We start from the raw sequence: 18,546 nt of genomic DNA on the forward strand, positions 1-18,546 counted from the left end.
TTCAGCAAGCCCTAACTATAGTATTATTGACTTGATTTGACAAGTTCGACTCACTAACAATTCCTTGGGTAGAGCCTGTAAACTTGGATTTCCATTGAACCACAAGGGTACTCCAATTTCAAAATAGTTAACAGTGACGGCTATTAAAAACAATTTTACTTTTGATCAGCATTTATATGCTAGCAAAACACGTTTTTTTTATAAATAGCATAAATCTTTCAATCTTTTTTAAGATATTAGAAATGATGCTATGTTCTTTCTTTCCTATATCTCCAGTATGAGCAATTCTTGGTTGAGTTAAATCGGGTTTTTTACGGAGATTTCTTAGCATGATATTAAAAGAAGAATGTTGCTGAAGCTCCAATCTATATTAAAATTGAGTATCGGTATTTTAAAGATTTGACTTCAAAGTAAGTATTTACCCATTTTTGTCACCAAATTTACAATAACTATAAAAACCATGTCAGTTTTTTTACTTTCAAAGGCATATTAACAGACCATTTAGTATTGAAAGTTACAGAAATTTGATTCCATAACTAAAGTCAATACCCCTATAGTAAGAAATTTTACACCATTTTCTATAGACTTTTCGATAGCCATCTTTTTCGCCAATGGGACGTAGGTTCTAGAGAAGAGACTTGTTGCTCTTGTTGCCGTCGTCTCAAAATGACATCAGCGGAATCGTTCAGTTGTGGATCTCGATAGGGAATTGCTGCACGGGTTAACAAGTGTTCTTTTTCCGCTTGAGAGAGTTCGTAGGACTCGGAGAAGGGAAATTGTTGAATGCCTTCTCCCTCTCCCCCTCTCTCCCCATCTCCCCCTCCTCTTATATGGGCTGCAACAGTACCGGGTGTACGCCTGCCAACGGGTGGTGTGGAACCGATTTGTAGTCCACCGGCTTCGAGTGCGGTACGTACAGCAGCCGCGCAAGAGTAGGTTGCAAGTAAGCCGTTCAAATCCAAGCAAAGGGAAAGTTGCTGAATAAATTCAACAGTCCACAACTGCGGACATTGAGGGGGAGAAAATGGATCGAGAAAAATAGCATCAGCTTTAAAACCGGATTTGTTCACAAGCTGAATTGTGCTTCTCGCATCGCCAACTAAGAGATTTGCTGTCAGGCAATCTTGGACAACTTGATGCTCGCAAGCTAACTGAGCCAAAATTTGAGTATACTCATATCCCCAATTGTCATATAAATGATGAGCGATCGCAGCTTGTGGTACAGCAGCATTTAGTTCTAAGCCAATAACTTCCACATGACACTTGGGGTTGACTTCCCAAATGGTTTGTAAAGCTGCTGCTGTGTTGTATCCCAAACCGTAACAAACATCCAAAAGCCGCAATTTTGATTTATTTGCAGCAAAAGTAAGTTGAGTGGGAAGCGAGAATTTGAGAAAACTCTCTTGACGAGCGCCGTAGTGACTGTGGAACAATTCGCCAAATTCTTGTGAAAAGAAGGTGAATGAACCATCTGCGGTTGACTCTGGTGTAAAATTTTCTTTCATATGCATTTTGTAAATGGCTAATGGCTAATTGCTAATACTACAGATAGTAATTAGCGATTAACCATTAGCTCTTAGCAAATAAACTTTTATGCCCAACAAACATTTCGTTATTTCTTGTGAATGGCTGTTAGAACATCTTGAAGATCCACAAGTTGTTATAGTGGATTGTCGCTTTTCTCTCGCAGATCCACAACTGGGACAGCAACAGTACAAAAAGTGTCATATACAAGGGTCTTACTACTTAGACTTAAATTTAGATCTTTCTAGTCCTGTTGGAAAACATGGAGGCAGGCATCCTCTACCAGAACCTCATGAATTAGCTCAAAAGTTGTCAAAAATTGGAGTAAATTCTCCAGAAACTCTTGTTGTTGCCTATGATAATTCTCGTTATGCTTTCGCATCCCGTTTGTGGTGGCTGCTACGCTACTTTGGACATGAGAAAGTAGCAGTACTGGATGGGGGTTTTGCTGCATGGCAAAACGTTGGTTATCCCGTAACGGATGTTGTGCCAGAACACAAAGTAGCGACGGATATTACTTTTATACCTAAGATCCAAACAGACATGGTAGTAGATATCGCTACAGTGAAAGAGCGAAAAGATTTACAAGAAGTTGTGTTGATTGATTCGCGAGAAAAGGAGCGTTACCTGGGTATTAGAGAACCGATTGATAAAATTGCCGGACATATTCCTGGTGCAGTCAATTATCCTTGGCAAGAAGTGACTGACTCTGCGGGGTATTTGCTGCCAAGTGTAGAGCAAAGTCATCGATGGTCTAATCTTGAAAATGCCAAGGAAATTTTTGTTTATTGTGGTTCTGGGGTAACTGCTTGTGTCAACTTACTATCGCTGGAATTAGCAGGTATTCATACAGGTAAACTTTATGCTGGTAGTTGGAGTGATTGGATTAGTTATTAGGGATTTTGGATTTTGGATTTTGGATTTTGGATTTTGGATTGGGGATTGGGGATTGGGGATTGGGGATTGGGCTGAGAAAACAAGGGAGAGGGGATAGACAAGGAAGAAAGATCTACTTTTTTGTCTCTAGTCTCTAATCCCTAACCAATTACTTGTCGGTTAAGGATAGTTGAGGTGCCAGAACCCCAGTATCTTAAAGATACCGGGGTTCTCGTTTTCTCTTAACCGAGCAGTATTGAATCCCTAACCCTCAATCGCCAATCCAAAATCTAAAATCCAAAATCTAAAATCTCCCCAGTTCCAAATTGTAATTAACTGTGAAGAACCAGCCATCAAAATCGATGTTTGTTTCTGTAGAACCACCTAAATTCATCCCACCTTGTAAGCTCAAATTTGTATAAGTAGATACTCCATAAGTTAAATGACCGTATATTCGATGATATTGGTCGTGTCTTTCGCGACGGGTAAAGTCTGATAAACTAAATTGGTAATTCAAACCTACTTGAAGTGATTTTTGCCAGTAGTAGTTTAACGACACCCATACGGTATTGGAGATGCGATCGCGGTTATCTTGATTGCTGGGAGGGTGAGTAAAACTGGCTCGCAATTCATAAAAAGTATCCAGCATTAATTTGGGCGTTAGGGGGTCTCGCCGTCCAAAAGACAATTGGACAGAATTTTCGTTAAGGAAACGGTCTCCAGCTTTATAAAAACTGCCGTTTCTAGCATAGAAAAACTGTTGATTGCTCCAACCAAGTTCTCCATACATTCGTGGTGATAGTTGTTGGTAAACACTAGTGTTGAATCTTATTTGGTTGTAATTGTATTGAGATTGATCTAGATAACGAATTATATTTCCATCAATTGATGCATTTAAATAAGTTTTAGGACCAAGGCGCAAAGGTGCAGAAGCTAGCGACAATCCTGTATAGATTAAGCCATCTTGTTTTGGATCGACTTCTGAGGAAAAAATATTACTGGTTTGAAAGTAGCCAACTCGACCAAAGAGGAAACCTACTGGTTTTGGTTGAATTATACGCGTGGGTTGGGTTTGGCTTGGAAGTGGTAATTGTTCTAATGGCTTTTCTCGAACCAACAGTCTACCCAATTCTCCATGATCTCCTTCAGATTCTTGATTTTTTTGCAGTCGTTGCTGTAGCCTTTCCAATCGTTGTGTACGTTCTATTTCAGGTGATTGCAGGCGTTGCTCTATTTGCGGTGAACTGGACGGATCGGTAAAATTGCTCGGTTGTCCTTCAAGTTGAGGAGGAGCGACTTGTATATTGATTTCAGGAGATGGCGGTTCTTGAGGTCTTGTCTCTGGTGCAGGTACTTGTGGTGGTTGTGGAGGTGCTGGAGATTCTGGTGGTTGGGTTGTATCTGCTTGTGCTTGTGTGTTTGAACTTAGAACCTCACTGCAATGAAGAACGCAAACTTCAGCATCTCCTACTGTTGAAAGTAGAAATTCTGGAGGCGGCAGTTTTTTTTCAATTTCTTTATGAAAACTTTGTAATTGTTCCTGTGATATGGGTTTCTCACTGGTGTCGTACTTTAAATCAGTTACGCGTATAATCTCTAAAGATGATATCTTTAATACTAGCTTGTGATTCTCATCTTGGGAACGAGAATTTGCAGCCAATGCCGCATCTACTTTGTTGAAACAACACCAGGTTGTACTACTGGCTAGTAGAATCAGAAAGAACAAGTTTTTCCAGCCATTGGGTTGCATGCGAAATCTTTTTTGGCAAAATTAGACCTAAATATGCACTTAAAGTTCCTTGGAGATGTCACTTCTCCTTTAAAACTTTCAGTAACAGTGTGTGATAACGATTACCTATTGTTTCATCAGAAGCTATGAATCGTACAACGTATTGTTTAAGATTTGCTTTGTTCTTAAAAAAACTTAACATTTTCCATCATAATGGTATTTACACGTATTTCATAAAATCTAAATAGTTCATTGGATTTAAGGAAATTTACGGAAAAATGCTATAACAGATCGCAGGTTGAAAACCTTACATTAAAATTCATCCTTATTGGTTTGATTCAGTATAAATATCCGAGGTTCCATAAAGATGTTACGCAAGTTTTATATACTATTGGTGATTAGTCTCATGGAAGTTGTGGTACTGCCTTTGCCAAATCGGGCAAGTGCTGCCACTCCTCTAACTCAGGCTGTCATTCAAGAACTCCGCAACTTAGTACAACTCATTCCCCAGAATCGACCAAAGCGTCAAGCACGTCGCTCGGATGCCATGACGCCCGGTGATGGGTTGTCTACAGGAAGATCTTCTTTAGCAGACTTGCGCTTCAACGACGGTTCTTTGGCTCGGATAGGGGAACAAGCCGTATTTCGCTTCTTACCGAGAACACGTAATTTTAGCCTGAAAAACGGAACCGTACTGTTGCTGATTCCACCTGGAAAAGGTCATACACGTGTAAACACTCCAAATGCCGCAGCAGCAATTCGCGGTTCAGCATTATTTGTGCGTTACGATCCAAGCACTGAAACCACAATTGTTGGTGCATTGACAACTAGCGGCATTGAAGTCCTGAATAAGAATGCTTCTCAACGAAAAGAACTTCAGGCTGGGCAATTGATGGTTGTTGTCAAAGGTAAATTTCAAGGTTTGTATGATTTTGATTTAAGAACTTTTTATGATACGAGCGGTTTGGTTCGGGGACTGGATTTGCCCCTGAGAACTGGTGTACCCAGTACAGATCCAGCGATCGCTAGCGTTCAAGCAGAAACTGCAGCGGCTCTTGCGTCACAGCAACCTATCATCGGTCAAGGGGTTGTAGAAAATCCTTCTTTCTTAAGGTCAAGCACTGCTTCTCAAGATCCTCTAAATAATGCTAGTAGAGAGGATGCTCCTGTTGGTACGTTCATCGAAACAGGGCAAGTTGTATCTAATAATGATGAGCGATCTGATAGTGGAGACGGGAAAGATACTGGTACAAACCCACCCGTAACAAACCCACCCGTAACAAACCCACCTGTAATAAACCCACCCGTAACAAACCCACCTGTAATAAACCCACCCGTAATAAACCCACCCGTAACAAACCCACCTGTAACAAACCCACCTGTAATAAACCCACCTGTAATAAACCCACCTGTAATAAACCCACCTGTAATAAACCCACCTGTAACAACACCAACAACAACACCTTCAACACCTTCAAGTATTCCAGCTACTCCTTCGACTCCACCATCAACTAACCCAACTACACCTAGTTCGTCTCAGCCACAACCTGCTACGCCATCACAACCACCTCCACCAGTGTCAACGACACCAGCACCAGCACCTGTAGCGCCCGCACCAGCACCTGTAGCGCCCGCACCGACACCTGTAGCGCCCGCACCGACACCTGTAGCACCACCAGTGTCAACGGCACCAGCACCTGTAGCGCCCGCACCAGCACCTGTAGCAACACCAGTGATAGAACTGCCACCAGCACCTGTAGCACCACCAGTGATAGAGCCGCCAAGTCCATCGGCAATACAACCACCCCCATCATTGCCAATTTCGAAACCAGAGCAAACTTCGTTAAAGCCAAGCACTTGAACAGAAATGTTGAGCGCAGTCCCTACCGATAATTTTAATTTGGGTAGGGCAATCAATTATTTGTTACTATGCCCCATGCCCTATGCCCTAATCCCTAATCTTTACAGTTGATTGTGAACTTTCGTCAGATATTCCTGACCAAGGTGTAGTGGGGGTATCTGAATCTTCTAGATAAAGGGTATCTGTTGGTAATTCTTCGGGTAACCAGGTTGGCGTTCTCTCAGCTATTTCTACCTCTTCTAACGCCTTAAGTGCCTCTGATGCTGATTGGTAACGTTGTTGAAAATCTTCACGCACCATTTTGCTAAGAAAATTTGCTAGTGAAACGTTGACTTGTGCCTTGTCAACCCAGTTTACTTCTCCATTTGCATCTCTGTCGAGATCGTGAGGAGCCATACCAGTTAGGGCTTTAATGCCAATCATGCCAACTGCATAAATATCACTGCTATATTGGGGACGCCCGTAACACTGCTCGCTTGGTGCATAGCCTTTAGTACCAATGCCGATGGTAAAGGCTGTATGCTCTGAACCGTCAAGCAATTGTGTGGTCATTTCTTTGACGGCTCCAAAGTCAATCAAGACTAGTTTACCATCTGAATTTCGCCGGATAATATTGCTGGGTTTAATATCTCGATGAATGACGTTATTTTTATGGACAAAGGTTAATGTTTGCAATAAGTCCTGTAAAATATGAACAACAGCTATTTCATGAAGAGGTCTGCCACTTGCTAATTCCTGACTGAGAGCATGACCTACTATATATTCTTGAATCAAATAAAATTCTTCTTCCTCTTCAAAGTATGCTAGCAACTTCGGTATTTGCTCGTGATCGCCCAATTTTTGAAGTGTTTGGGCTTCTGAGGTAAATAAACGTCTGGCAATTGTCAACTGTTCTGGTTTACTGTTTGCTGGTTTTAGTTGCTTCACAACACATTGAGGATTCCCAGGAAGTTTAATATCTTCGGCAATATAGGTTTCGCTAAATCCACCTGCACCTAAAACTTTGACAATTTTGTAGCGACCATCCAGGATTTTTCCTGAGATTGCCATTTCTCTTTCCTGGAGTAAGTCTTTTAAGTCCTCTTGCTGGCTGATAATTTCTTGAACGACACGGTGCGAGGAATATTTCCGGAAAATATCGAGCAATTGGCTTCTTCTGGCAATTTCCCTGGCAAATTCGGTTCCCAAATAGCAAAATCCAACACTTATAATTCCCATGACGGGTATAGCTGTGGGCAAAATGAATAGCCCAGACACAAAGCTTGCGTAACCAATTCCTCCCCAGATTATGGCAAGACCAATACTAGACAAAAATCTAGTTGCGCCCCTTTGCTTCCAAGAAATAATTGCAGCAGATCCACCTAATAAACAAAGCACAAATAAACCGCGTCCTTCAGGGCTGGGGATTGCTTGTACGATCGCTTTATTTTCCATAAGAGTTGCGATCGCATTTGCGTGAATTTCTCCCCCCGCCATTTTTTCTGGTTGCAACAAATCTCTAGCCGCCGCCGCAGAATGATAGTCATTTGCCAACTGGGCTGTTGCGCCAATCAGGACAATTTTGTCTTCAAAAAACTTTCCTTGCTGTAAATAACTGTTCCAGTTTTTTGGGTCTAGTACGTACCAAAAAGGGATTTGCTCAAATGTTTCCTGTGGTCCGTAAAAATGTATGCGATCGCCCTTTGGTGGAGGATAATTTACTTGGGCTGCTCTAAGAACAGCTTCATCAAAGGAAAGAACTTTCTCGGTTAAAGTATCACCATTCCCTAACGACTGAGAAAACTCGCTAGCCAATTTGTGAACCTTACCATTTATTTCTATAGGAAAATTAACCGAACCAACTCCCACAGACCCCACTTGAAACATCTGTTGGGGTTGCGTCAGTTGCGTAAACGCGCCTTGATGTGTCGCAAAATTTTCGTAGAGTCCGGCTAAAGTGACCTTGCTGCCATAGATTTGCAATACTTGTTGCAAAGTCTTGTCATCATCTACCCCATAAGGACTTGGCGTATCAAAAACGACATCTACTGCAACAGAACGTGCGCCAGCTTGTACTAATTTTGCAATAACCTGGGCGTATGCGGCACGTTTAAAAGGAAAAGACCTAAGTGGTTCCAAGTAAGAGAATTCTTGGGGATTTGTTTTATAATACTGTTCGCCGATAGATATAGACTGTTCATCAATGGCCAAAATCACGATGTTTTTTGGAGGAACTATCGGTCCCCGTATTAAATAAAACAGGCTTTGTGCTTGGTTTTCCGTGAATAGAGTCAAATTAGTATCAAAAGCTGAAAGCAACGCCGCGCTTATAACTGAAGTGCCAGCCAGCACGTGTCCTAAGCGAGCCAACAGTTTCGAGCGATGTACTGCCAGGGTCGAAGTTGCTTCTCTTAGGCGCGATAAAGGTCTATTGGCAGCAGAGACATATTGTTTATTTGTGGATTGAGGTTCTTCTGCCATACTCCAATGCTGATTAATTTACGTATAACATCAAGCTCTTAGTTTCTGCACCGTATAACCCCCAACGACTACTGTCTTCAAATTCAGAACAGCCAGCAGTGACTACTAAGCTACTTTATACGGAATCATACTTCGCTGTAAATAAGAAAAATCTCTACAAGTGTTTATTTGGGGAGCGCTATATAATTAGACCCAGTAGATGCGATTGGAGGGTATTCTCATAAATCCAGATTAGTTTAGACATGGGAAACAAGCAACTCGATCTTTGTTTTGAAAAAGGGAGTGGGGAGTGGTGAGTAGGGAGTGGGGAAGAGGGATTTTCATAATTGGCGATGAAAAAATTTCATCGCGACTGCCTAACCCCCTAGCAGAACCGCGATCGCTTACTTGTTGCTAAAAAACTCAAGTCTCCCCTTCGCCACTCCCTACTCCCTACTCCCTACTCCCTACTCCCCACTCCCTTTTTCAAGGTAGAGTAGCAAGCGCTCTCCTATATTTTAACTTCTATGACAAAAGCTATCAATCCTGTCTTGTTGATACCTCACGACTCCAGTCTATTTCATACCTCTTTAGGAGTAAACTTAACAGGTATATAGCAAATAATGCTGCTATGCCATCTCTTTTCTTGGTAGATTTTAGATTGCGGGTTCTCCTAAGTGTACTTGTGTAAAAAGGTTAGTACCAGGACCACTAAGGGGCATACCTACTTCAATGTTCAGCAAATTTTCTGATATGCGAGAGGTTAAATAAAAGCTATATATGACAATATATTTTATAGATATTAGCAAGATGACCATTTTATAATTGCTATAATCTATTGTTCAATCTAAATTCTTTTATATTATTAGGTGTCACTTTGCTATGGGTTCCCCGATGAATCGTCTGTCTATATTTGTAGACGGAAACAATATGTTCTATGCTCAGCAAAAAAATGGGTGGTTTTTTGACCCGAGGCGGGTATTGGAATATTTCAAAAACGAACAGTCAGAGACAACGTTAATTAATGCATTCTGGTACACGGGCTTAAAAGATCCGCAGGATCAGCGAGGATTCAGAGATGCTTTAATTAGTTTGGGTTATACAGTCAGAACTAAGATTTTAAAAGAATATTATGATGATTCCTCAGGTCGCTACTCGCAAAAAGCGAATTTAGATATAGAAATTGTAGTCGATATGTTTAATACAGTAGATCAGTATGACAGAGTAGTATTATTTAGTGGAGATGGAGATTTTGAAAGAGCTATTGAGCTACTACGTTCTAAAAACACTCATATTACAGTGGTATCCACAGAAGGAATGATAGCGAGAGAATTACGTAATGCTACTGACAGATATATAGATTTGAATGATATTCGAGACCTAATAGAAAAAGTAGATTCTTAGTATTTATTAACATAGTTAGTAGCAGAAAAAGTAAGAAAGACGGTATTTTAAGCCACAAGGAAAAACTTAACAATAAGTTGCAAATGAAGAACAAACCAGAACGAATAATCATTTTTGACACTACACTCCGGGATGGGGAGCAGTGTCCGGGTGCGACTCTGAACATAGATGAAAAACTAGCTATAGCCAAACAACTCGCTCGTTTGGGTGTAGACATTATTGAAGCGGGGTTTGCTTTTGCCAGCCCTGGAGATTTTGAAGCAGTGAGCAAGATTGCTCAAACAGTGGGAACGGAAGATGGTCCTGTGATTTGCAGTTTGGCAAGAGCGCGGCATGATGATATCAAGGCAGCAGCAGAGGCAATTAAACCTGCTGTAAAAGGTAGAATTCACACCTTTATTGCCACAAGTGATATTCATCTCAAGTACAAACTGAAAAAAAACAAAGCAGAAGTCTTGGCAATTGCTGAAGAAATGGTTGCTTATGCTAAGAGCTTCACAGATGATATAGAATTTTCTCCAGAAGATGCAGGACGCTCCGAAGCGGAATTTCTTTATCAAGTGTTAGAACGAGCGATCGCAGCAGGAGCAACCACAGTCAATATTCCCGACACCGTGGGTTACACAACCCCTAGCGAATTTGGCTCCCTAATCAAGGGAATAAAAGATAATGTTCCCAATATAGATCAAGCCATTATTTCCGTTCACGGGCATAATGATTTGGGCTTGGCAGTTGCCAACTTTTTAGAATCGGTGAAAAATGGTGCAAGACAGTTAGAATGCACAATCAACGGTATTGGTGAACGTGCGGGAAATGCAGCGCTAGAAGAGTTAGTCATGGCATTGCACGTCCGGAGGCAATACTTTAACTCCTTCTTAGGACGGCTAGTTGAATCAGAAGAACCGTTAACAAATATTGACACAAGGCAAATTTACAAAACGTCACGCTTAGTGTCCAATTTGACCGGACTGCTAGTTCAGCCCAATAAGGCAATAGTGGGAGCAAACGCTTTTGCCCACGAATCCGGAATTCACCAAGATGGTGTGCTAAAAAACAAGCTCACCTACGAAATTATGGATGCTCAATTGATTGGATTAACACAAAATCAAATTGTCTTAGGCAAACATTCAGGCAGAAACGCTTTCCGCACCCGCTTGAGAGAATTGGGCTACGAACTCACAGAAACTGAATTAAACAAGGCATTTGTTCGCTTTAAAGAGATTGCGGACAAAAAGAAAGAAATTACGGATTGGGATTTAGAAGCTATTGTTAATGATGAAATTCAACAAGCGCCCGATTTATTCCGTTTAGAACTTGTACAAGTTTCTTGTGGTAGTAATGCCCGTCCTACAGCAACAGTGACCATACGCACCCCAGAAGGAGAAGAATTAATGGATGCAGCCATTGGTACGGGACCTGTGGATGCAGTTTATAAAGCTATTAACCGTGTCGTCAACGTACCGAACCAGTTGATTGAGTTCTCCGTACAATCAGTGACAGCAGGTATTGATGCACTTGGGGAAGTGACCATCCGTCTTAAATATGAAGACCGAGTTTTCTCAGGTCATGCAGCCAACACTGATATTATTGTAGCATCAGCACAAGCTTACGTAAATGCACTGAATCGTTTATTCGCAGCTTTGCAAATTAAACAACAACAGCAAGAAGTTGCGAATAATTAGCGATTGGGGAAACGGGGGTTGGGGAGTATCCCAATTTTGTTAAAATACCTGGCGAATAGAATTCGCAGCTATACAAACGAAGTCCGCCTACGCGGACTACTCCCTTCTCTCCAAAAGATTAGAGCGTGAAGGCTGATAAAATTGTATGATATGTATCCCGACCTTGTTCGGGAAGCACAATCAGCCGTTGATTAATAACATCAGGTTGCAACCCCAATTCTTCCAGTGGAATTAAACCAAGAAGTGGATCTTCTGCTCCTGGCAATTCTGTACAGGTGAATTCGCCTTTTCGACCTTCCACTGTCAGACTTACGCGTTTGAAAAGCTTGGTTTTACATATACCTGTGGGAGTTTTAACATCAATTTCTCCCGCCAAAGGCAAACCTAACTGAGTAATAATATCTGATGGCAGACACAGACGTGTTGCTCCGGTATCTACTAAAACATTCTCAAGAGTTACAGAACGAATTTCTTCTTGAGAAATAAAACCTCGCTCTGCTAAAATTTCATCCACTAGATTTGTAACAGTAATTGTAGTCGTAATGATTCCCATGTTAAGAGTATGTATTTTTAGCATAGTTCACCTCTTAAAAAGAACTAACCGCAGATGAACGCTGATGGACGCGGATAAATTCATACCATAGCAGACTAGAAAACGCTGTATTCTTACTAAGAATTTATAAATAATTGCTCATCATGTCTTGATGGTAAGTCAGAATAGTAACTAATACCATTGTAAGTGTGACAAATGAGGCAGCATAATTTTTAGCGACTGTAGCAATAGAAGAGAGGTCGGTCACATTTAGTTACTCTTCTTAATATTTACTACGCTCTCTCAGCAACAGATTGCAAATTTAACTGATAATTGGGAATAGGTTCTTTAGATACAATAGCGTATAGCACATCTGGGTCTAAATCTGCTCCTGATTGCCATTGAATAGTTCCTACCTCATGATTTACCTCAACTTGAGCGAAGTATTCTTGATTTTGTAAGGGAGCAAAAACACCCGTAAATTTAACAATTTTACTGATATCTACGGTTCCTTCGACACCATCTTCAAATCGAATATATAGTTGATGATTTTCTAGTGGTTGAACTGCGACTATATCTTTTAACATAATTTACTCCAGTGGTAAAATTTTGTTGAGAGGTTGGTTATCCCTTGCAAGTTCCCAATCTGCCATTAATTCAGATTCATGTAAAGTAGCCCATTCTAATACCAGTTTAAAGAGCCTAGAGGTTAGCTCACCTTCTAAAATTTCCAATGTTTCAATACTAACTATAGCTTTTTGTTGATTATAGCGAACATGGAAGTGTGGCGGAGGATGGTCGTTATAGTACATGGTAATAATAATTCCAAAAAATCGGCTAATTTCAGGCATTGGCTTTGCTACTGTGTAATCATGAGACTTTTAATAAGAATTATTGTTCAAACTTTGAGCTAGTCTGTCAATACCCTCCACCAACTGCTGCTCTGTCAGTTCACCATAGCCAAAAATAAACTCACCTTTTGAATATGCTCTCAGATAATGAGGTGCAGCAGACATGATTCCTACACCTGCTCGCTCTGCACGTTGCATAATCTCTTCATCACTAAAAGGTGTCTGTAACCGTACCATCAAATGGATGCCTGCTTTTTCTCCTAATATCGTTGCTTTCTCAGCAAAATTCATGTTAAACGCTTTTACTAAAACTTGACGGCGCTTGTCGTAAACGGCTCGCATTTTTCTAATGTGTCGTTCTAAATGTCCTTCCTCAATAAAGTCTGCAAGCACTTGCTGTTCTAGTAATTGTAAATGGCGATCGCTTAACCATTTTGCCCGAGCAAAAACAGAAACTAAACTTTTTGGTAACACTAAATAGCCAATTCTTAGGGAAGGAAACAGTACTTTTGAGAACGTACCGATGTAGAGAACTGAATCACTTTTATCCAACCCTTGTAACGCAGGAATGGGGCGATCACCATAACGATATTCACTGTCATAATCATCTTCTATAATAAATGCCCCAGTTGCACCAGACCAAGTGAGTAATTCTAAACGTCTTGGTAGGGAAAGTATTGCTCCTGTGGGAAATTGGTGAGAGGGTGTGACATACACAAGCCGAACTTGTTCTTTTGCATGGTTTGCCAAGTCTTCAACCACCAAACCAGACTCATCTACAGTAATGGGTAGAAGTTTTGCGCCTTGTGTTTCAAAAATGAGCCTTGCACTCAAATAACCGGGGTCTTCCAAGGCAATAATTTTCCCAGGCTCAATGAACAAACGCATAATTAAATCAAGTGCTTGCTGTGTCCCGTTCACAACTAGCACTTGGTCTGGATCGCAGTTGACAGCACGGGAACGGGAGAGGTATCGTGCGATCGCTTCTCGCAAAGGCTTGTATCCCAGAATATCTGTTGAATAATCCAGCCATTCTAAGTTAGAGCAACAGTAGCGAGAAAGCTGCTTGCGCCACAGTTCTATGGGAAATTGGTCAAAAGCAGGACGCCCGTAACGGAAGTTAATCAACAATTCTGGTTCGGGAACTCTTGGTACATTCTCCGTCTGAGCCAAACTTACTCCATATTTAGAGAGTTGAACTGGCGGACGGGTTGTTGTTCTGGTAGATTGAACTGGTGCGGAACGCAGCAAATCGTCAGGGAGTTGAGAGCAAACGAAAGTACCGGAACCCACAACAGTCTCTAGATATCCCTCACTTAAAAGTTGATCGTAGGTTTGAGTGACAGTCGTGCGGGAAATGCCCAGAGATTTAGCAAGTTGACGGGTAGAAGGAATGCGTCCACCCGGTAACAATCGTCCATTTAGAATGGCTTGGCGCAGTTCCTCGTAAAGCTGTTGGTGGAGGGGTACTGGGGAATTGCTGTTGATTGTAATGGCAAAATCCATAGCGCCAAGAGTTCTTGTTTGAGCCATTGTTAATTATAGATTTTCATATACCTCATCATCATTACGCTTACCAACGCGAAAAACTTCGATAGCATCCTCTGAAATTGTATAAAGAATGCGATACTCACCTTGGTCAACTCGATACACGCCTGAATAACCCTTAAGTGATTTACAATCTTGAGGCTGCGCGTCTTCTAATAGCTGCAAAATTTTAGTCATCACCTGCTTAAAAAACTTTGGCTGCAAATCGACTAAGTTTTTCCGAGCAGATTTTTTAATACGTAAAGCGCGTTGCTGAGATTCAGTCATTCTGAATATTGTCTACTGTAAAATTGGTACCATGAAGTTCGTTATAATGAGTAATAACTTCTTCCACTGAGTAAGACTCCCCATTACTCTCAGCTACAGCACTTTGAAAATCAGCAATATCTCTTGCATTTTCCAAAGTTTCTAAACGCTTTAAGTCAGCATAGCTGATAACAGCTGCGATAATTTCTCCTTCTGACTCAATGACAATACGCTCTTGTCCTTTTTCCACAAGAGCAAGGAGTTCTGAAAATCTTTCTTTTGCTTGATTTGCTTCCAGTTTTGTCATGTTACCGTTTTGCTGTAGCGTTAGCTATATAATTCTAGTTTTAGTATAGCAGTTTTAAATCTTTACGTAGCCAACCGACACTTTCATAATCTTCTGAAATTTGTAACTTAAAGCCCTGGACTATACGTAAGAATTTATTAGCGATCGCCTTTAAGAAAAACTTTTTAGTTTACTGAATTTAGTCAACCCACTAATTTAAATTAGCTAACCTGGGACTAAATAGGGCTTGCTGAAAAAGTCAGAAAACAGCAAGATAAGAATTGATTAGTTACTCAACAAGGGTCTAATATAAGCAGATGCTATCTATGATTTAAGGACTGATTATTTTCAATAATAGTAAATGGGGAAAAAGGTGTAGTTTTAAAAAATAGACATAAAAAAGCATAAAATAGCCGCGAGAGCTGAGTAGAAAGATTCATCACTAAAAAAGTAATAGCAATTGCAGTTTCAGAAGTATGAGCAAGTTTCGTCATCACGCGATTGAGGCTAAATCTTCTTTTCCCCTGTCCAAATTTTCCCTCAATACAATTACGAATTCTCTCAGATTCTAAATCTTGTTTCTTTTTTTCTTTACTAACATTAGCTGGGGGTCTTCCTAAAGGAGGTCCGCTCATTATAATACCTCTTTCTTTACACCAAGCTCGGTTCTCTCTTGTGCGATAAATTTTATCAACATGAACAGATTCTGGATAGTACCCTGTGTAATTTTTAAAGGCTTCTACTTGAGCTTTTAAGTCTCCTGATTCATTAAAATTATCCCAACTTATATGGTCTAAAAATATATATCCTTCAAAGCAACTAGCAGACAATTTTGCCCCAAATTCTACCGATTTACCAGCTTTCCCTCGGACAATTGGACGGATATGTGGTTGGGTTAAACTGACAATGCGGTCGTCAATACTCTGTTTTTTATTTTCATACAACCAGAGTTGTTGACGGTAGACTTCTGCAACTACAAGCAACATCTTATATTGTCTGTGACTTAAATCTTCCAGAGAGGCTCCTGAAATAATTAGCTGTTCAATATGAGATAAGTTTCTTTTGATATATTGAAGTTGTTTTCTAATTGCTTTTCTCCTGTCTTTTTGGGAAACGCGACGTTTTTTAGCGACTGCTAGATAATCCTTTCTAGCCCTCTCTCTATAGGTTCTTGGTTTTTTCTCTAATTGACCCAAAGTCTGTTCGTAAAGTAAGTCTATAATTTTCTCTGTCTGTTTTCTTGCTTGATTGAGTAGCTCTAAATCTGTCGGATAGCTGATATCACCCGGAGCACAAGTTGCATCTATTATTAATTTTCCCCGATTTTTGGGTGTCTCACCTTCTTCTTCTGGTGATTCTGTTTTTTTTTCAGATAGTTTAGAAGATGTTGCTTCTAGCATCTTCTTCACCATTTCTTGATTCACTTTGTTAACAAGCTCCACACTAATTCTTTCCCGAAAATGTACCAACATTGATGCATCAAATGGAGCTTCATTACTATAATATGACATTCCTATAAAGTACTGTAGATAAGGATTTTCTTTAATTTGCTCTACTGTTTCTCTATCGCTTATCCCCAACTTTTCTTTGATTATTAATGCCCCTAATGCCATCCGAAAAGATTTGGCAGGTGCTCCCATCTCTACTGAGAAAAATGAAGAATATTCTTCTTCAAATTCTGTCCAAGGAATGAAAGCAGCCATCATTACCCAACGATTATCTTCTGATAACTTGCCCTCGAACGGGAGTTCAAAGTTTTCAGTTGGGATTGAAGTTTGTCCCTGTTTTCGGTACATGGTTACTAACAGCATACTTGATGCTGCCGCTCGCAGTGATGCAAGCATTTTTGGCTATTCTACCCTCCTCTCTTGCACCTGAATATACTTCTATAGTCTGAGAATTTAGAGACTGTCTCCTTTTTTTCTTTTTCAGCAAGCCCTAAATATACCAATTATTATTGTCTTAGATAACGCTAGATATCAAAAGTGTCAATTGGTTCAAAATTATGCCAAAAAATTGGGCATACAACTATGTTATTTACCAAAATAAGGAAGAAGGAAGAGGAAAGAGGGAAGAAGGTTGGGATTTTCGTTTATATCTCAAAGTCTAACTCTCTTTCTTCTGACAAATGGGTCAAAAGCCCCTCAATTTATTGATGGATTCATAAAGGTTTTTCACTCTGAAAATCCCCTCAATTTATTGATGGGGATACAACGCACGGTCTTCCTTCTTTCTCCTTACGAGCGTTAACTGACTATTCCTCACAGTTAAATTTGATTGAGCAGTTCTGGAAATTTATTATAAATGAATGTTTATACTCCAAGTATTATGCTAACTTTACAGATTTTAAGGTAGCAATCTCTAACTGCATTGCGACTGCAAATACTGATAAGCAGTCAAAGCTACATAGCTTATTAACTTTCAAATTTCAGACCTTTAAAAAAGTCCAGGTTTTAACCGTTTAGAGTATACCCCATCTTGTGAGCTACGATGTACACACAAGTCAGATTTACCCCCCTTAATCCCCCGCAAACTTAAACTTATTCTCGCTCATCTGGCGTTACTTCACTCTCTAGGTTTGACAGTTCGATAAAATGAAAATCAGCACCTCCGACAGCCTCAGAATTTGCTAGCAGTTCATCCAAATTGTCTGGGAATGTTCCTCTCGCCACCATCTTAGTAAAAACCTCGTAACAGTCATTTTTGGCACCCTCTTTACGAGGAAACCCCAACCACAAAATGACGATGGTTTTTAATTGTGGAGTATCAAACGCCCGAAAAAACAAGCGGTATCTTTCAGGCAAACCCATCTTTTTCACTCGTCCATATCGTTTTAATACCCCCGTTAAGGCAAAATGAGATGCCTTAGGGTCTGACGGAATCTTAGTTTCAATTGCAGTAGTAATTGCCGCAAATAGCTTCAAGGTTGCATGGCGTTTAAACTCTTTCTCTGGAAGTTTTTCTCGCAGATTAGAAACACGGTCAAACAACTCTTGATATTGAGTACCAAATAGTTGTGGGTGAAAATAAATCTCCCAACCGTGACTGACCAACTTAGGCATCTTCTAGCAAATCATCCTCTAATTCCACACCCTCAATCAGTTTATGAGCAGCCTCAGACATTTCCGTAGTATAAGGTTGCAACGTATTATTTTTGAGCGCTTCTGTTAGTGCAAAATCAAGAAACAGCCTCATTAATAGTGAGTCTTCTGCATCATCATCAGATTGAGGAACAATCCGTACAATTGCAGTATCAGGCGACAATACCTCTATCCAACCATTTGCATTAGCGAACTGGGGATGTTCGCGGTAAAACTCGGCGGGTAGACGAAATCCCGCACTATTACCAATTTTTGTACTGCGAATACTGTAAGAGTTGCTCATTGTAGAAGTGTATATACAGGATGTACTTACATATTAGCAGTTCATGCGCTGGCAATCTCTTGATCAACATCTTCCTATGTCCAATTTCCAAGTAACACGTATGGTGCCCAGTAATAGGGTAATTTATAATTGCGCTTCGCCGCATTGGTGGGAGAAATTCTGTAGTGGACTTATATAAAACGAC

At 40.4% G+C, this 18,546-nt stretch carries 16 protein-coding genes and 1 pseudogene; 5 read left to right on the plus strand and 12 right to left on the minus strand.

Features of this window, described 5'->3' with window-relative positions:
- Nucleotides 1-578: 578 nt before the first annotated feature.
- The gene (locus tag WA1_RS29375) at nucleotides 579-1,505 is read right to left on the minus strand and encodes a tRNA (5-methylaminomethyl-2-thiouridine)(34)-methyltransferase MnmD (RefSeq protein ID WP_017750113.1); all 927 of its coding nucleotides are present in this window, start codon (nucleotides 1,503-1,505) and stop codon (nucleotides 579-581) included.
- Between the two features lie 88 nt (nucleotides 1,506-1,593).
- On the opposite strand from WA1_RS29375, the gene WA1_RS29380 reads away from it, so the two are divergent.
- Nucleotides 1,594-2,421 (plus strand): sulfurtransferase, encoded by an 828-nt coding sequence (locus tag WA1_RS29380; RefSeq protein WP_017750114.1) that lies wholly within the window; start codon nucleotides 1,594-1,596, stop codon nucleotides 2,419-2,421.
- Between the two features lie 283 nt (nucleotides 2,422-2,704).
- On the opposite strand, the gene WA1_RS29385 is transcribed toward WA1_RS29380, so the two are convergent.
- Entirely contained in the window at nucleotides 2,705-4,150 is a 1,446-nt protein-coding gene (locus tag WA1_RS29385) for a porin family protein (RefSeq protein ID WP_017750116.1), read from the minus strand.
- A 346-nt stretch (nucleotides 4,151-4,496) separates the two neighbouring features.
- Here WA1_RS29385 and WA1_RS29390 point away from each other — a divergent pair, with 346 nt between their 5' ends.
- Nucleotides 4,497-5,990, plus strand: coding sequence for a FecR family protein (locus WA1_RS29390; RefSeq protein ID WP_272819253.1), 1,494 nt, complete (start codon nucleotides 4,497-4,499; stop codon nucleotides 5,988-5,990).
- Between the two features lie 87 nt (nucleotides 5,991-6,077).
- On the opposite strand, the gene WA1_RS29395 is transcribed toward WA1_RS29390, so the two are convergent.
- Nucleotides 6,078-8,450, minus strand: a complete 2,373-nt coding sequence (locus tag WA1_RS29395; RefSeq protein WP_066613057.1) for a serine/threonine-protein kinase — start codon at nucleotides 8,448-8,450, stop codon at nucleotides 6,078-6,080.
- 861 nt (nucleotides 8,451-9,311) lie between these two features.
- Here WA1_RS29395 and WA1_RS29400 point away from each other — a divergent pair.
- Both WA1_RS29400 and WA1_RS29405 read left to right on the plus strand, forming a co-directional pair.
- Nucleotides 9,312-9,833 carry a LabA-like NYN domain-containing protein gene (locus tag WA1_RS29400; protein WP_026135387.1) on the plus strand — a complete coding sequence of 174 codons (522 nt, stop codon included), beginning with the start codon at nucleotides 9,312-9,314 and terminating at the stop codon, nucleotides 9,831-9,833.
- An 83-nt stretch (nucleotides 9,834-9,916) separates the two neighbouring features.
- Nucleotides 9,917-11,515, plus strand: coding sequence for a 2-isopropylmalate synthase (locus WA1_RS29405; protein WP_017750120.1), 1,599 nt, complete (start codon nucleotides 9,917-9,919; stop codon nucleotides 11,513-11,515).
- A gap of 118 nt (nucleotides 11,516-11,633) precedes the next feature.
- Here WA1_RS29405 and WA1_RS29410 read toward each other — a convergent pair whose 3' ends face one another.
- From WA1_RS29410 to WA1_RS29440, 7 genes are all read right to left on the minus strand, one after another.
- Complete coding sequence (locus tag WA1_RS29410) at nucleotides 11,634-12,092, minus strand: pepsin/retropepsin-like aspartic protease family protein (protein WP_033336829.1); 459 nt, start codon at nucleotides 12,090-12,092, stop codon at nucleotides 11,634-11,636.
- A gap of 248 nt (nucleotides 12,093-12,340) precedes the next feature.
- Complete coding sequence (locus WA1_RS29415; RefSeq protein WP_017750122.1) at nucleotides 12,341-12,634, minus strand: DUF2442 domain-containing protein; 294 nt, start codon at nucleotides 12,632-12,634, stop codon at nucleotides 12,341-12,343.
- 3 nt (nucleotides 12,635-12,637) lie between these two features.
- Nucleotides 12,638-12,898: a DUF4160 domain-containing protein gene (locus WA1_RS29420; RefSeq protein WP_017750123.1), complete on the minus strand. Its 261-nt coding sequence runs from the start codon at nucleotides 12,896-12,898 to the stop codon at nucleotides 12,638-12,640.
- Nucleotides 12,899-12,928: 30 nt separating this feature from the next.
- Nucleotides 12,929-14,404 (minus strand): MocR-like pyridoxine biosynthesis transcription factor PdxR, encoded by a 1,476-nt coding sequence (gene pdxR, locus WA1_RS29425; RefSeq protein WP_026135388.1) that lies wholly within the window; start codon nucleotides 14,402-14,404, stop codon nucleotides 12,929-12,931.
- A gap of 33 nt (nucleotides 14,405-14,437) precedes the next feature.
- A complete protein-coding gene (locus WA1_RS29430; protein WP_017750125.1) occupies nucleotides 14,438-14,713 on the minus strand; it encodes a type II toxin-antitoxin system RelE family toxin in 276 nt (91 codons plus the stop codon).
- Entirely contained in the window at nucleotides 14,706-14,999 is a 294-nt protein-coding gene (locus WA1_RS29435; protein WP_017750126.1) for a type II toxin-antitoxin system Phd/YefM family antitoxin, read from the minus strand. The genes WA1_RS29430 and WA1_RS29435 overlap by 8 nt, the downstream gene beginning before the upstream one ends.
- 299 nt (nucleotides 15,000-15,298) lie before the next feature.
- Nucleotides 15,299-16,774: an IS5 family transposase gene (locus WA1_RS29440; protein WP_026135401.1), complete on the minus strand. Its 1,476-nt coding sequence runs from the start codon at nucleotides 16,772-16,774 to the stop codon at nucleotides 15,299-15,301.
- A gap of 142 nt (nucleotides 16,775-16,916) precedes the next feature.
- Between WA1_RS29440 and WA1_RS60365 the strand changes: the two are divergent.
- Nucleotides 16,917-17,021 (plus strand): annotated as a pseudogene (locus WA1_RS60365) (IS630 family transposase); the annotation flags it as partial.
- 497 nt (nucleotides 17,022-17,518) lie between these two features.
- Here WA1_RS60365 and WA1_RS29445 read toward each other — a convergent pair.
- Both WA1_RS29445 and WA1_RS29450 read right to left on the minus strand, forming a co-directional pair.
- Entirely contained in the window at nucleotides 17,519-18,040 is a 522-nt protein-coding gene (locus tag WA1_RS29445; protein ID WP_017740742.1) for a type II toxin-antitoxin system YhaV family toxin, read from the minus strand.
- Entirely contained in the window at nucleotides 18,033-18,362 is a 330-nt protein-coding gene (locus tag WA1_RS29450) for a hypothetical protein (RefSeq protein WP_017740741.1), read from the minus strand. Before WA1_RS29450 ends, WA1_RS29445 begins: the two co-directional genes overlap by 8 nt.
- Between the last annotated feature and the right edge of the window lie 184 nt (nucleotides 18,363-18,546).

Origin of the sequence: Scytonema hofmannii PCC 7110 (genome assembly GCF_000346485.2) — a bacterium.
GTDB lineage: Bacteria > Cyanobacteriota > Cyanobacteriia > Cyanobacteriales > Nostocaceae > Scytonema > Scytonema hofmannii.